This is a genomic window from Pseudoduganella sp. jia 12 (genome assembly GCF_055502675.1).
In genome coordinates, this window is the sequence record NZ_JBUXKP010000001.1 from 619,100 (window position 1) to 632,486 (window position 13,387).

The 13,387-nt window shown below is 64.8% G+C and carries 10 protein-coding genes; 6 read left to right on the forward strand and 4 right to left on the reverse strand.

Annotated features, from left to right (window positions below; genetic code table 11):
* Positions 1-206: 206 nt before the first annotated feature.
* The 5 genes from ACY65G_RS02550 (at position 207) to ACY65G_RS02570 (ending at position 7,003) form a co-directional block, all read left to right on the forward strand.
* Positions 207-1,211, forward strand: coding sequence for a LacI family DNA-binding transcriptional regulator (locus tag ACY65G_RS02550; protein ID WP_464995786.1), 1,005 nt, complete (start codon positions 207-209; stop codon positions 1,209-1,211).
* A gap of 335 nt (positions 1,212-1,546) precedes the next feature.
* Complete coding sequence (locus ACY65G_RS02555; protein WP_464995787.1) at positions 1,547-2,749, forward strand: AGE family epimerase/isomerase; 1,203 nt, start codon at positions 1,547-1,549, stop codon at positions 2,747-2,749.
* Complete coding sequence (locus ACY65G_RS02560) at positions 2,746-3,666, forward strand: carbohydrate kinase family protein (RefSeq protein ID WP_464995788.1); 921 nt, start codon at positions 2,746-2,748, stop codon at positions 3,664-3,666. Before ACY65G_RS02555 ends, ACY65G_RS02560 begins: the two co-directional genes overlap by 4 nt.
* Before the next feature lie 40 nt (positions 3,667-3,706).
* Complete coding sequence (locus ACY65G_RS02565) at positions 3,707-5,104, forward strand: DUF7133 domain-containing protein (RefSeq protein WP_464995789.1); 1,398 nt, start codon at positions 3,707-3,709, stop codon at positions 5,102-5,104.
* Positions 5,105-5,383: 279 nt separating this feature from the next.
* Positions 5,384-7,003 carry a methyl-accepting chemotaxis protein gene (locus ACY65G_RS02570; RefSeq protein WP_464995790.1) on the forward strand — a complete coding sequence of 540 codons (1,620 nt, stop codon included), beginning with the start codon at positions 5,384-5,386 and terminating at the stop codon, positions 7,001-7,003.
* A gap of 301 nt (positions 7,004-7,304) precedes the next feature.
* Here ACY65G_RS02570 and ACY65G_RS02575 read toward each other — a convergent pair whose 3' ends face one another.
* From ACY65G_RS02575 to rpsO, 3 genes are all read right to left on the reverse strand, one after another.
* Positions 7,305-8,351, reverse strand: coding sequence for a serine endopeptidase (locus ACY65G_RS02575; protein ID WP_464995791.1), 1,047 nt, complete (start codon positions 8,349-8,351; stop codon positions 7,305-7,307).
* A 128-nt stretch (positions 8,352-8,479) separates the two neighbouring features.
* Positions 8,480-10,597 carry a polyribonucleotide nucleotidyltransferase gene (gene pnp / locus ACY65G_RS02580; RefSeq protein WP_464995792.1) on the reverse strand — a complete coding sequence of 706 codons (2,118 nt, stop codon included), beginning with the start codon at positions 10,595-10,597 and terminating at the stop codon, positions 8,480-8,482.
* A 212-nt stretch (positions 10,598-10,809) separates the two neighbouring features.
* A complete protein-coding gene (rpsO, locus tag ACY65G_RS02585; RefSeq protein ID WP_130188298.1) occupies positions 10,810-11,079 on the reverse strand; it encodes a 30S ribosomal protein S15 in 270 nt (89 codons plus the stop codon).
* A gap of 172 nt (positions 11,080-11,251) precedes the next feature.
* Between rpsO and ACY65G_RS02590 the strand changes: the two genes are divergently transcribed.
* Positions 11,252-11,740, forward strand: coding sequence for a hypothetical protein (locus tag ACY65G_RS02590; RefSeq protein ID WP_464995793.1), 489 nt, complete (start codon positions 11,252-11,254; stop codon positions 11,738-11,740).
* Between the two features lie 95 nt (positions 11,741-11,835).
* On the opposite strand, the gene ACY65G_RS02595 is transcribed toward ACY65G_RS02590, so the two are convergent.
* Positions 11,836-13,377 (reverse strand): 2-isopropylmalate synthase, encoded by a 1,542-nt coding sequence (locus tag ACY65G_RS02595; RefSeq protein ID WP_464995794.1) that lies wholly within the window; start codon positions 13,375-13,377, stop codon positions 11,836-11,838.
* Positions 13,378-13,387 lie beyond the last annotated feature (10 nt).

Genomic DNA, 13,387 nt, shown 5'->3' on the forward strand with positions numbered 1-13,387 from the left:
CATGGCGCGCCGCAGCATGGAGCACGGTTGCCCACCTTGTTTAGTAAATGCGACTAAACTGCCGCGCCCCGGCCGCTGGTTGTTTGACCATGCCCGAGCGGCTGTGCAAGACTGTGGCCATAAAGAGCGGTCGGGGCGCCCAGGCCCGACGCCGCTCAACCACAACGGAGGCGATCCATGAGCACATTTCCAGCGGGAGGCCGTCCATGACGGCCGCCACCGTCGCGCAGGGCGGCGTTACGATCCGCGACATCGCACGCGCCGCCGGCGTTTCGGCGGGAACGATCTCGCGGGCCCTGAAGAACGAGCCGGGGCTGACCGAGGTCACGCGCCAGAAAGTACTGGAAACGGCCCGCGTCCTGGGCTACGACTTCTGCAAGCTGCGGCCGAAGCGGCTGCGGCGCCTCACGTTCCTGCTGCACCGCCAGCACAACACGGCCGCCAGCAGCCCGTTCTATTCGCCCGTACTGCATGGGGCGGAGGAAGCGTGCCGCAAGCAGGGCATCGTGCTGTCGTTCATGGCGGTCGGCCCCGCCGACGGCCTGGTGGACCAGCTGCGCATGCATGCGCCGGACGCCATCGTGTGCGCCGGCTTCTTCGAACCCGAATTGCTGTCGGCACTGCGCGCCACCGGCAAGCCGATCGTGCTGATCGACATGAAGCTGCGCGGCTACAGCTCGGTCAATCCGGACAACATGATGGGCGGCTACCTGGCCACGAAGCACCTGATCGAACGCGGGCGCGAGCGCGTGGGCTTCATCTGCGGGTCGCTGTCGCACTACAGCATCCGCGAGCGCGCGCGCGGGTACCGACAGGCGCTGTTCGATGCCGGCATCCTGGCCGATCCCCGGCTGGAAGCGCCGCTGCCCGATGGCGTGGAGCTGGAACAGGGAGCATGGGAAGCGATGGAAGCGTTGCTCGCGCTGCCGAAACCGCCGGACGCGGTGTTCTGCTACAACGACAGCGCCGCGCTGGTGGCGATGCGCTGCTGCCTGGCGAAAGGCCTGAAGGTGCCGCATGACGTGGCCATCGTGGGCTTCGACGACATCTCCACCGCGGTGCTGGGCCACCGGCCGCTGACGACGCTGCGCATCAACAAGAAGGAGCTGGGGGCGCTGGGCGTGGAGTTGCTGCTGAACGGCCGCACCGGCGAAGCGGTGGAAAAGGTTGCGCCGGTCGAGCTGGTGGTGCGCACCAGCACCGTCTGCTGACCGAGGTACTGACCCAGGTATTGACTCGGCTGCTGGCTCAACTGCTGAATTGACTGCTGGCTTGGCAACTGGGTCAGCTGCCGGGTCAGCTGCCGGGTCGGCCGCGGGATTGACTGATCGGGGGAACCACTGCGACGAACCTGTACTCGTTGCGCTGTAATGCCGCGGCTGAAGGGCCGCGGAGGGGCGGCTGTTTGCCCATGAAATGACCCGCATGCGCGATCCGCCGATGCGCGATGCCTGGGACACACGATATGAAACGATTTCCGCTGGCGCGATTCCGATGCCGGCCATGGCACGGGTGCTGCGGAAAAACCTCTTGAAACGGACAACCGATGTTACCAGATTTTCATTCCCGCGAAACGCTGCTGCGGCATATCCGCGACACCCGCAACTTCTACGATCCCCGCTCGGTCGACCCCAGTGGCGGCTTCTACCACTTCTACAAGGACGACGGCACCGTCTACGACGCCCACACGCGCCACCTGGTGAGCAGCACGCGCTTTGTCTTCAATTACGCGATGGCGTACCGCCACTTCCATGACGAGGCGGACCTTCAGCGCGTGCGCCATGGCCTGGCTTTCCTGCGCGACGTGCACCGCGACCCCGCCACCGGCGGCTATGCGTGGCAGCTGGACTGGCGCGACGGCGCGAAGACCGTGACCGACGCCACGAATCATTGCTATGGCCTGGCGTTCGTGGTGCTGGCCTATGCGCATGCACTGCAGGCCGGCGTGGCGGAGGCGCGCGGCTGGCTCGACGAAACGTACGAGCTGATGGAGCAGCGCTTCTGGGAACCCGAACATGGCCTGTACGCGGACGAAGCATCGGCCAGCTGGGAAGTCTCGTCCTACCGCGGGCAGAACGCCAACATGCACTCGTGCGAGGCGATGCTGGCCGCGTTCGATGCGACCGGCGACGTGCGTTACCTGCACCGCGCCGAAACGCTGGCGCGCAACATCGCCGTGCGCCAGGCGGCACTGGCGGACGACCTGGTGTGGGAACACTACCGGGACGACTGGACGGTCGACGGCGACTACAACCGCCACGACAGCACCAACATCTTCCGCCCGTGGGGTTACCAGCCGGGCCACCTGACCGAGTGGGCCAAGCTGCTGCTGATCCTGGAACGCCATGCGGGCCAGCTCGCCGGCCCGTCCGACTGGCTGGTGCCGCGTGCGATCCACTTCTTCGATGCCGCGCTGGCGAAAGCGTGGGACGAACGGCATGGCGGCATCCATTACGGTTTCGCGCCGGACGACTCGATCTGCGATGGCCATAAATACTTCTGGGTGCAGGCTGAAAGCCTTGCCGCCGCCGCCCTGCTGGCCGCGCGCACCGGCGAGCGGCGCTTCTGGGACTGGTACGACCGCCTCTGGCAATACAGCTGGGAGCATTTCGTCGACCACGCGCATGGCGCCTGGTACCGCATCCTGGGTCCGGACAATACCAAACTGACCGACGAGAAAAGCCCGGCCGGCAAGACCGACTACCACACGATGGGCGCCTGCTACGAAGTACTGGCGGTGCTGAAATGAAGGAACCGGTCTTCATTTCGGCCGGCGAGGCGCTGACGGACCTGATCGTGGCCGATGGGGCGCGCACGCAATGGACCGCTCGCACGGGGGGCTCGACATGGAACGTGGCGCGGGCGATGGCGAAGCTGGGCGTGCCCACCGCGTTTGCCGGCGCGATCAGCCGCGACGTGTTCGGCGACGCGTTGTGGGAAGCATCCATGGACTCCGGGCTCGATGCCCGCTTCCTGCAGCGCCTGGACAAATCGCCGCTGCTGGCGATCGTGCACCGGCTCGCGCCGCCCACCTATTTCTTCGTGGGCGACGACAGCGCCGACCTGCACTTCGACCCGCAGGCGCTGCCCGGACAATGGCGCACGCACTGCCGCTGGATGCATTTCGGCGGCATCAGCCTGGCGCGCCAGCCGCTGGCCGGCCGGCTGGTGGAACTGGCGCGGGAAGCGAAACGCGCCGGCATCCGCATCAGCTACGACCCGAACTGGCGGCTGCTGATGGACGAGCGCTACGACCCGACGCTGCGCGCGATGACGGAACTGGCCGACGTGGTCAAGGTGTCGGACGAAGACCTGGCCGGCCTGTTCCGCACCGATGACATCGAGGGCGCGTTCGCCACACTGCGCGGTTTCAATCCGGCGGCGCAATACCTGTACACGCGGGGCGAACATGGCGCTTCCCTGCACGTGGGCGAGACCGCATGGCATACGCCGGCATTCGTGGTGCCGGTGGCGGACACCGTGGGCGCCGGCGACGCGAGCATCGCGGGATTCGCGTACAGCCAGCTGGCCTGGCCGGAACGCGCCCCGGGCGAGCACCTGCGCTTCGCCGCGGCGGCCGGCGCTGCGGCGTGCATCGGTGCGGGCGCCACCCCGCCGGCAGTTTCGGATATCGAACATCTCATGCTGGAGGCCAACGCCGCTTGAGTTTATGATGGCGGGATTGTCAACCCGACCGGAGTATTCGATGAAGTTTGCCCTGCCCTTTGCGCTGCTTGGCCTCGCCGCCATGGCGCATGCCGCGCCGTCCGTGGACGCTGCCCGCCTGTACCAGAACAACTGCGCGTCATGCCACGGCGTGAAACTGGAAGGCGCGACGGCTCCCAGCCTGGCGGACAATCAGTGGCTGCACGGCACGCCGACGCGGGCCAACCTGTCGAAGGTCATCGCCAAGGGCTTGCCGGACAAGGGCATGCCCGGCTGGGAGGGCACGCTGGACAAGGCGCAGATCGCCGCGCTGGCCGACTACGTGGCGCCGGGCGGACGCAAGGCCAAGGCCGCGGCGCCGGTGGTAGCGCAACCCGAGACAGCGCAATCCGGCAGGGACGACGGCCTGGCGCGGCTGACGCTGCCGAAGGGCTTTACGATTGCCGTGTATGCCGAGAACGTGGACACGGCCCGCTCGCTGGCCGTGTCGCCGTCCGGCATCGTCTACGTGGGTTCGCGCAAGGCGGGCAAGGTGTATGCGGTGGTGGATGAAAACGGCGACAGGAAGGCCGACAAGGTCGTCACCATCGCATCGGGGCTGGACAACCCGATCGGCGTCACGCTGCTGAACGGCGCGCTGTACGTTGCCGAGATCGGGCGCGTGATCCGCTTCGACGCGATCGACAAGACCTATGCGAACAAGCCGGCCTACAAGGTGGTGAAAGACGACCTGCCGAACGACAAATGGCATGGCGAAAAGATCATCAAGGCCGGCCCGGACGGCAAGCTGTACATCCCCGTCGGCTCGCCCTGCAATACCTGCGACAAGGACGACGAGGTGTACTCGAAGATCTGGCGCATGAACCCGGACGGTTCGGGCTGGGAGATGGTGGCCAACGGCATCCGCAACACCGTCGGTTTTGCGTGGCACCCGGTCACGAAGGATTTGTGGTTCACCGATAACGGTCCCGATGAAATGGGCGACAACAACCCGTCGTGCGAACTGAACGTGGCACCGAAGGCGGGCATGCACTTCGGTTTCCCGTACTGCCATGGCGGCGTGGTGCCGGACCCGAAGTTCGGCGTCGGCCGCAGCTGCGCGCAATTCACGCCCCCCGTGGCCAAGCTCGGCCCGCACGTGGCGCCGCTCGGCCTGGCCTTTTATTCGGGCACGCAATTCCCGTCGCAATACCGCAACCAGGTGTTCGTGGCCGAACATGGCTCGTGGAACCGCACGCAGAAGATCGGTTACAAGGTCAGCCTCGTCACGCTGCAGGGCAACCAGGAAGTATCGACGACCACGTTCATCGACGGCTTCCTGCAGGGTGACGACGTGAGCGGCCGGCCGGTGGACATCGCCGTGGCGCCCGATGGCGCAATGCTCATCTCCGACGACCATGCAGGCAAGATCTACCGGGTGAGCTATACAGGACAATAACTGGCTGACAACTGATACATGGTACCACGGGGTATCGAACTGAAACGCAACACTGGTACGACATCGCATGACCCATAATGTTGCGATGCATCAACATCCATGCTAAGGTTGGGGTCTTCGCTCCTGGAACGAGACGGCCCCAACCTCCCGACCGCCTCCCTGCCCCGCTTGAACGGAATTCCGGCAGCTCCCGCGCCATATCCCAGCGCATTCGTCCGCCAGTCATTGGCGACCCGACCACGCCGGGCCTCGCACGCCCTGCTCACTTACGGAAATTCCATGTTCAACCGCCTTTCCATCCGTACCCGCCTGATCGCCACGATGGCCATCCTGGGCCTGCTGATTGCCATTACCGGTGCCATGGGCATCTACGGCATGCGCTCCGTCAACTCGGCACTCGAAGAAACCTACAGCAACAACCTGACATCGGCCCTGGCCAGTGCCGAAGCGAAGACCTTCCTGATGCGCGCACGGCTGGCGCAGGACCGGGCGGTCTTCCATCCCGACGCTCCCGAACTGCCGGCGCTGCTCAAGCGCGCCGACGATTTCGTGGCCAAGTCGGATACGGCATGGCAGCAGTACCTGGCGCTGGAGCAGGATACCGAAGAAAAGGCGCTATCGGACAAGGTGAGCGTGGCGCGCAAGGACATGATCGCCAATGGCCTGAACGCGCTGGCCCAGGCACTGCGCGACGGCGATGCGGCACGCATCGACCACATTGCCATGAAGGATATGCAGAAACTGTTCTCCGTCTACAGCGACGCATCCGACAAGCTCGACGACTACCAGCTCGCAACCGCACGGCACAGCTTCGAAGACAGCCAGCGTCTGTACGGCATCGTGATGAAGCTGTCGATCGGCGCCGTCGTCGCCGGCATCGTGCTGATCTTCGTGGCCTGCATGGCGCTGATGCGCGCGATCATGAAGCCGCTGGCCGAAGCGCTGGAGCACTTCGATGCGATGGCCGCCGGCGACCTGTCGCGCCACGTGGATACCGCACGGCACGACGAGATGGGCACCCTGATGAAGGGCCTGGCCAGCATGCAGCGCAAGCTCGCCGACACCGTGCGCATCGTGCGCGAAGGCAGCGGCTCGATCGCCGTGGCCAGCAACGAGATCGCCGACGGCAACATGGACCTGTCGCGCCGCACCGAGCAGCAGGCCGCCAGCCTGGAAGAAACGGCATCGTCGCTGGAAGAGCTGACGTCGACCGTGCGCCAGAACGCCGACAATGCGCGGCAGGCCAACACCATGGCCGTCTCGGCTTCGCAGGTGGCCCGGCAGGGTGGCCAGATCGTAGCGCAGGTGATCGACACGATGGGCGCCATCACCGCGTCGTCGAAGAAGATCGAGGACATCATTTCCGTCATCGACAGCATCGCTTTCCAGACCAATATCCTGGCCCTGAACGCGGCCGTGGAAGCCGCCCGCGCCGGCGAACAGGGCCGCGGCTTCGCCGTCGTCGCCAGTGAAGTGCGCACGCTGGCGCAGCGCTCGGCCGCCGCCGCCAAGGAAATCAAGGCATTGATCGACGACTCGGTGGCCAGCGTGGAAACCGGCTCGACCCTGGTGGGCCAGGCCGGCACCACGATGGACGAGATCGTCGGCGGCATCGTCCGCGTGGCCGACATCATGGCGGAAATCATGTCGGCCACCGCCGAGCAAAGCTCGGGCATCGACCTGATCAACGATGCCGTCACGCAGATGGACCAGGTGACGCAGCAGAACGCCGCCCTGGTCGAGGAAGCCGCCGCTGCCGCCGGCGCCCTGCAGGAGCAGGCCGCCACGCTGGAGCAGACCGTGGCGGTGTTCCAGCTGGACCAGCAGGCACCTGCACGCACCGCCGCATCTGCGCGGCACGCCTCTGCCCAGCCAGCCGCTCAGCTAGCCTGGCAGTAACATTTCCTCAAACCGGGGTCAGACCCCGGTTTTGGGCAATCTTTCCTGAAACCGGGGTCTGAAAGGAGTTCTGCCATGCATGGCAGAACCGCTGGGCCGGCAAGGAGCGATGCTCCTTGAAACCCCGGCCCAGCCCCCGAATTTGGAAAGATTCTTTATCGCTTTTCGCCTACGTTACGCTTTCTGCGTGGCGACTCCGGTGCCGCAGCTGTAGCAGATGCGCATCAACACGGGGACAATCCCCTCAACAGGGACAGTCCCCGAATTTATTGCAACACTTTCTGTTGCAGTATTGCCGCGCTCAAGACTTGGGCGTGGCCGCTTGGGTGCCACAGCTGTAGCAAAAGCGCGTGAACGCGTTCTTGCGCGCCGTGCACGCGGTGCAATGGTTGAACAGGCCGATGCCGCAGTGCGGGCAGAAGTCCATCTTCGGGTCCTTCAGGTCGACCCCGCGCTCGCAGCCGGGGCAGACGCCCTTCCCCATCCGCGCCAGCGCGATGTCGTAGCCGAGGTTTTCGCGGCGCTGCGTGTCAGGCAGGGCCTCGGCGGCGCGCTGCCGTTCCAGGTAGCGCTGCAGGCCGAGGATGGCCTGCCGGCCGACGATCACCGTCAGCAGGATGCCGACCACGTAGCGCACGTAGCCGCCGTAGCTGGGCAGGTAGGGCACCAGTTCGACGAAGAACGCGAACAGCGCGAAGAAGATGAAGCCCCATACGAACGGCCACCAGGTACTCTTGCGTTTCGTCTTCCACAGCCAGCCGGCGACCAGTAGCAGCGGCAGGGTCAGCGCAAGGCGATAGGCGAATACGCGCAGTTCGCGCAGCTGCATGGCTCTGTCGAAGCGGCTTTGCGCATCGTGTTCCAGTTCGGCGATGCGCACGGTGATCCGGGTGCGCGCCTGCTCGGCGTCGAGCCGCCGCTGTTCCTGCTCCTGGACGGCGGTCAGCGCCTTGCGCTCGTCCGCTTTCAGCGTGTCGAGCTGGCGGGTACGTGCAATCAGGTCGGGGTCCTGGTCGGGGCGCGCGGTGGCCTGGCGTGTCGACAGCCAGTTATTGAAGGTGTCGCGCGCGGAATCGGTGTTCGACGTGGCCACCCGATGCTTCTGCTTTGCCTGTTCGAGGGCTGCCCGGGCCTCCTCGTAATCCTTGCCTGCCGCCTTCAGTGCCGCCTGCACGGCCGGGTATTGCTGGCGATCGGCGAACTGCTCGAGGTACAGCGGTTCCTCGACGAGATTGAGGTTGTCGACGATCTTGCCGCCGAGGCCGATCAGGAAACCTGCGAACAAAAAGGCCACCAGCCACAGGCCGCGCTGGAACCATTTTTCGGAAAGACGAAGGGCCTTGCTCATCGCGATGCTCCGGGTTAGTTGGACCGAAACGGAGCATAGCGGCTTTCGCCGCGGGGATGCTGTGGCAATCCTCTAAAAAAAACCGCCGGGCTCACGCACCGGCGGTTTCGATCCTCCACGCAGGGAGATTACTTGGCAGCGGCGCCTTCTTCGGCGGCAGCCTTCATCGACAGCTTCAGGCGGCCGCGATCGTCCGTTTCCAGGACTTTCACGCGCACTTGCTGGCCTTCCTTCAGGTAGTCGGCAACGGCGTTCACGCGCTCGTTGGCGATCTGCGAGATGTGCAGCAGGCCGTCCTTGCCCGGCATGACTTGCACGATCGCGCCGAAGTCCAGCAGCTTGAGCACGGTGCCGTCGTAGGTCTTGCCCACTTCGACCGATGCGGTCAGCTCTTCGATGCGGCGCTTGGCTTCCTGGCCGGCGGCGGCATCGACGGAAGCGATGGTGACCACGCCTTCGTCGCTGATGTCGATCTGCGTGCCGGTTTCCTCGGTCAGCGCGCGGATGACGGCGCCGCCCTTGCCGATCACGTCACGGATCTTTTCCGGATTGATCTTGATGGTGATGAGGCGCGGTGCGAAGTCGGACAGTTCCGTCTTCACGTGCGGCATCGCCTTCTGCATCTCGCCCAGGATGTGCTGGCGGCCTTCTTTTGCCTGCGCCAGCGCGACCTGCATGATTTCCTTGGTGATGCCCTGGATCTTGATGTCCATCTGCAGCGCCGTGATGCCGTTGGCGGTGCCGGCGACCTTGAAGTCCATGTCGCCCAGGTGGTCTTCGTCACCCAGGATGTCGGACAGCACGGCGAACTTGCCGCCTTCCTTGATCAGGCCCATGGCGATACCGGCCACGTGCGCCTTCATCGGCACGCCGGCATCCATCAGCGCCAGGCAGCCGCCGCAGACCGAAGCCATCGACGAGGAACCGTTCGATTCGGTGATCTCGGACACCAGGCGCACGGAGTAGCTGAACTCTTCCGGCGACGGCAGCGCGGCAACGAGTGCACGCTTGGCCAGGCGGCCGTGGCCCACTTCGCGGCGCTTCGGCGTGCCCACGCGGCCCGTTTCGCCGGTGGCGAACGGAGGCATGTTGTAGTGCAGCATGAAGTCGTCGGTGTACTCGCCCATCAGCGCGTCGATCTTCTGCGAATCGCGGGCGGTGCCCAGCGTGGCCACGACCAGCGCCTGGGTTTCGCCACGGGTGAACAGCGCGGAACCGTGGGTACGCGGCAGGACCGACGTGCGGATCGCGATCGGGCGCACGGTGCGGGTGTCGCGGCCGTCGATACGCGGTTCGCCATTCAGGATCTGCGAACGCACGACCTTGGCTTCCATGTCGAACAGGATGTTGCCCACTTCGACGGAATCCGGCGCATCGGTGCCTTCGGCGGCGGCTTGCGCGGCCAGGTCGGCGATCACTTCGGTCTGCATCGAACGCAGCGCCTGCTGGCGGGCCTGCTTGTTCTTGGTCTGGTACGCTTCGTTGATCTTGGCTTCGGCGAACTGCGCGACCTTGGCGATCAGCGCTTCGTTCTTGGCCGGCGCGGTCCATTCCTGTTCCGGCTTGCCGCCTTCTTCCACCAGCGCATGGATCGCGTCGATCACGGCGCGCATCTGCTCGTGGCCGAAGACGACGCCGCCCAGCATGATTTCCTCGGACAGTTGCTTGGCTTCCGATTCCACCATCAGCACGGCGGTTTCGGTACCGGCCACCACCAGGTCCATCTCGGACGTCTTCAACTGGGTCGTGGTCGGGTTCAGGATGTACTGGCCATTGGCGTAGCCCACGCGGGCCGCGCCGATCGGGCCGTTGAACGGCACGCCGGCCACGCACAGGGCGGCGGAGGCACCGATCATCGAAGCGATGTCAGGGTCGATTTCGGGATTGACCGACAGAACGTGGATGATGACCTGCACCTCGTTCATGTAACCTTCCGGGAACAGCGGGCGGATCGGGCGGTCGATCAGGCGGGACGTCAGCGTCTCCTTCTCCGACGGACGGCCTTCGCGCTTGAAGAAGCCGCCGGGGATCTTGCCGGCTGCATAGGTCTTCTCGATGTAGTCGACCGTCAGCGGGAAGAAATCCTGGCCGGGCTTGGCATCCTTGCGCGCCACCACGGTCGCCAGCACGACGGTGTCGTCCACCGACACCAGGACAGCACCGGAGGCCTGGCGAGCGATCTCGCCGGTTTCCAGGGTCACGGTATGCTGGCCGTACTGGAAGGTTTTCGTAACTTTGTTAAACATGGGTAATCCCTTTCTATTTGCCGACAGATTTTCAGGCGCTGTCGTTCACCTCACCACAGGCGGCTGGCTGATGCCCGGCGCCTTACTGCTCTACTTTGCCTGGCGAAACGCGAGGTGCGTTCCGCTTGGCAATAAATCTTGATCCAGAATGCAAAATGCCCGCGTCAGCGAACTGGCGCAGGCATCTCGACTAAAACCGGGAATGCAAAAAATTACTTACGCAGACCGAGCTTGGCGATCAGGTCGCGGTAACGGGTTGCGTCCTTGTTCTTCAGGTAGGACAGCAGGCTCTTACGACGGTTGACCATCATGATCAGGCCGCGGCGGGAGTGGTGATCCTTGCTGTGGGCCTTGAAGTGGCCGTTCAGTTCGTTGATGCGTGCGGTCAGCAGTGCAACCTGGACTTCTGGCGAACCGGTATCGTTCTGGGCGCGTGCGTTGTCCGCGATGATCGCGGATTTGTTGATGTTTTCTACGGACATGATGAACCTTTCACATGCGATGCACGGAGTACGGAACCCTGCGCATCGTGAATTACGTTGAATGAATATGCCTGCCCATTCGGACAGACCCGCAAGTATAACGGAATTCGCGCGGGCCATGCGAACTTCTGACTACAATTGTTCAATGAGCCCGGGAGCCGATATGAGAAAGATGAGCATTCCAGCAATGCCCGCCGTGCTGTTCGCCGCGCTGCTGGGCGGCTGCGCCTTCGGCCCGCCGCCGCAGCCGGGCGAGCCGATGGCGGCCGTCGAATCGCGCCTGGGCAAGCCCAGCGCCCGCTTCACGGCGGGCGGCGAAACCATCGCCGAATACGGCGCCGGCGCGTTCGGCCAGTTCACCTATATGGCGCGCTATGGCGCGGATGGCCGGCTGCTTTCATACGAGCAGGTGCTGACCGATGAGAAATTCGCCGGCGTGAAGCTGGGCATCGACGACAAGACATCGATCCTGCACACATTCGGCCACCCGGCCGAAACGATGTTCCTGTCGCGGCGCGACCTCGAAGTATGGAGCTACCGCTACAAACAGTCGGGCGTGTGGGACTCGATGATGCACGTGCACTTCAGCCGGGATGGCAAGGTGCGCGAGATGATGGCGGGGCCGGATCCGATGCGGGAATCGCGGGAAGGATTCTTCTAGACGACGGGCTCGCCGGCGCCGGCAAAAAACGGTGACAGGCACCGGTTTTTTTGGAATGTTTCAGAAAAATAGGTGTCTGTCACCGGTTTTGTCGTTCAGATCCGCTCGGTCTGCGGATTGACGCGCTCTTTCGCGTGCAGCTTGTTCAGGGCGGCCAGGTAGGCCTTGGCGGAGGCGACCACGATGTCCGGGTCGGCCCCCACGCCGTTGACGATGCGCCCGGCCTGCGACAGGCGCATCGTGACTTCGCCCTGCGACTGCGAGCTGGGGCTGATGGCGGCGATCGAGAACAGCACCAGTTCGGCACCGGTGCGGGCCTCGCTTTCGATCGCGTTGACGATCGCGTCGACCGGGCCGTCGCCCGTGCCTTCGCAGGCGACTTCGCGTTCGCCGGCCGAGAACACGACCCGCGCATGGGGCAGCTCTCCCGTTTCGCTGCGCTGCGACAGCGACACCAGCCGGTAGTGCTCGCCCTCTTCCCGCTCCTCGGTGGAAACGAGGGCCATGATGTCCTCGTCGAAGATCTCGGCCTTGCGGTCGGCCAGGTCCTTGAAGCGGGCGAACGCGGCGTTGACGTCGCTTTCCGACGCAAGCTCGATGCCCAGTTCCTGCAGCCGCGCCTTGAAGGCGTTGCGGCCCGAGAGCTTGCCGAGCACGATCCTGTTGGCCGTCCAGCCCACGTCCTCGGCGCGCATGATCTCGTACGTCTCCCGTGCTTTCAGGATGCCATCCTGGTGGATGCCGGAGGCATGCGCGAACGCGTTCGCCCCGACCACCGCCTTGTTCGGCTGCACGGCAAAGCCGGTGATTTGCGACACCATCTTCGAGGCGGCCACGATCTGCGTGGTGTCGATGCCGCATTCGAGGTTGTAATAGCCGCCGCGCGTGCGCAGCGCCATCACCACTTCTTCCAGCGCGGTATTGCCGGCGCGTTCGCCCAAGCCGTTGATCGTGCATTCGACCTGGCGCGCCCCGCCGATCATCACGCCGGCCAGCGAATTGGCCACGGCCAGGCCCAGGTCGTTGTGGCAGTGCACCGACCAGACGGCCTTGTCGGAATTGGGGATGCGCTCGCGCAGCCGGCGGATGCTTTCGCCGAACAGTTCGGGCACGGCATAACCGACCGTATCGGGGAAATTGATCGTGGTGGCACCTTCGGCGATCACCGTTTCCAGCACGCGGCACAGGAAATCCTCTTCGGAGCGGCTGCCGTCCTCCGGGGAAAATTCGATGTCGTCGGTGAAGCGGCGGGCGAAGCGGATGGCTTGCGTGGCCTGTTCGAGCACCTGCTCCGGTTCCATGCGCAGCTTCATTTTCATGTGCAGCGGCGAGGTGGCGATGAAGGTGTGGATGCGCTTCCTGGCCGCGGGCTCCAGCGCCTCGGCGGCCCGCGCGATATCGCGGTCGTTGGCGCGCGACAGCGAGCAGACGGTGGAATCCTTGATGGTGGCGGCAATGGCGCGGATGGCCTCGAAATCGCCGGGCGAGGCCGCGGCGAAGCCGGCCTCGATCACGTCCACGCGCAGTTTTTCCAGCTGGCGCGCGATGCGGATCTTTTCTTCCTTGGTCATCGAAGCGCCCGGCGACTGCTCGCCGTCGCGCAGGGTGGTGTCGAAAATGATCAGGCGGTTGCTCATGCGTTGCTCC

What these genes read in the sequence shown, in the direction of transcription:
- ACY65G_RS02590 (WP_464995793.1), top strand. Translation starts at nt 11,252, where the DNA reads ATGAGCATTCCAGCAATGCCCGCCGTGCTGTTCGCCGCGCTGCTGGGC.
- ACY65G_RS02570 (WP_464995790.1), top strand. Translation starts at nt 5,384, where the DNA reads ATGTTCAACCGCCTTTCCATCCGTACCCGCCTGATCGCCACGATGGCC.
- ACY65G_RS02575 (WP_464995791.1), bottom strand. Translation starts at nt 8,351, where the DNA reads ATGAGCAAGGCCCTTCGTCTTTCCGAAAAATGGTTCCAGCGCGGCCTG.
- pnp (WP_464995792.1), bottom strand. Translation starts at nt 10,597, where the DNA reads ATGTTTAACAAAGTTACGAAAACCTTCCAGTACGGCCAGCATACCGTG.
- ACY65G_RS02555 (WP_464995787.1), top strand. Translation starts at nt 1,547, where the DNA reads ATGTTACCAGATTTTCATTCCCGCGAAACGCTGCTGCGGCATATCCGC.
- ACY65G_RS02550 (WP_464995786.1), top strand. Translation starts at nt 207, where the DNA reads ATGACGGCCGCCACCGTCGCGCAGGGCGGCGTTACGATCCGCGACATC.
- ACY65G_RS02565 (WP_464995789.1), top strand. Translation starts at nt 3,707, where the DNA reads ATGAAGTTTGCCCTGCCCTTTGCGCTGCTTGGCCTCGCCGCCATGGCG.
- ACY65G_RS02595 (WP_464995794.1), bottom strand. Translation starts at nt 13,377, where the DNA reads ATGAGCAACCGCCTGATCATTTTCGACACCACCCTGCGCGACGGCGAG.
- ACY65G_RS02560 (WP_464995788.1), top strand. Translation starts at nt 2,746, where the DNA reads ATGAAGGAACCGGTCTTCATTTCGGCCGGCGAGGCGCTGACGGACCTG.
- rpsO (WP_130188298.1), bottom strand. Translation starts at nt 11,079, where the DNA reads ATGTCCGTAGAAAACATCAACAAATCCGCGATCATCGCGGACAACGCA.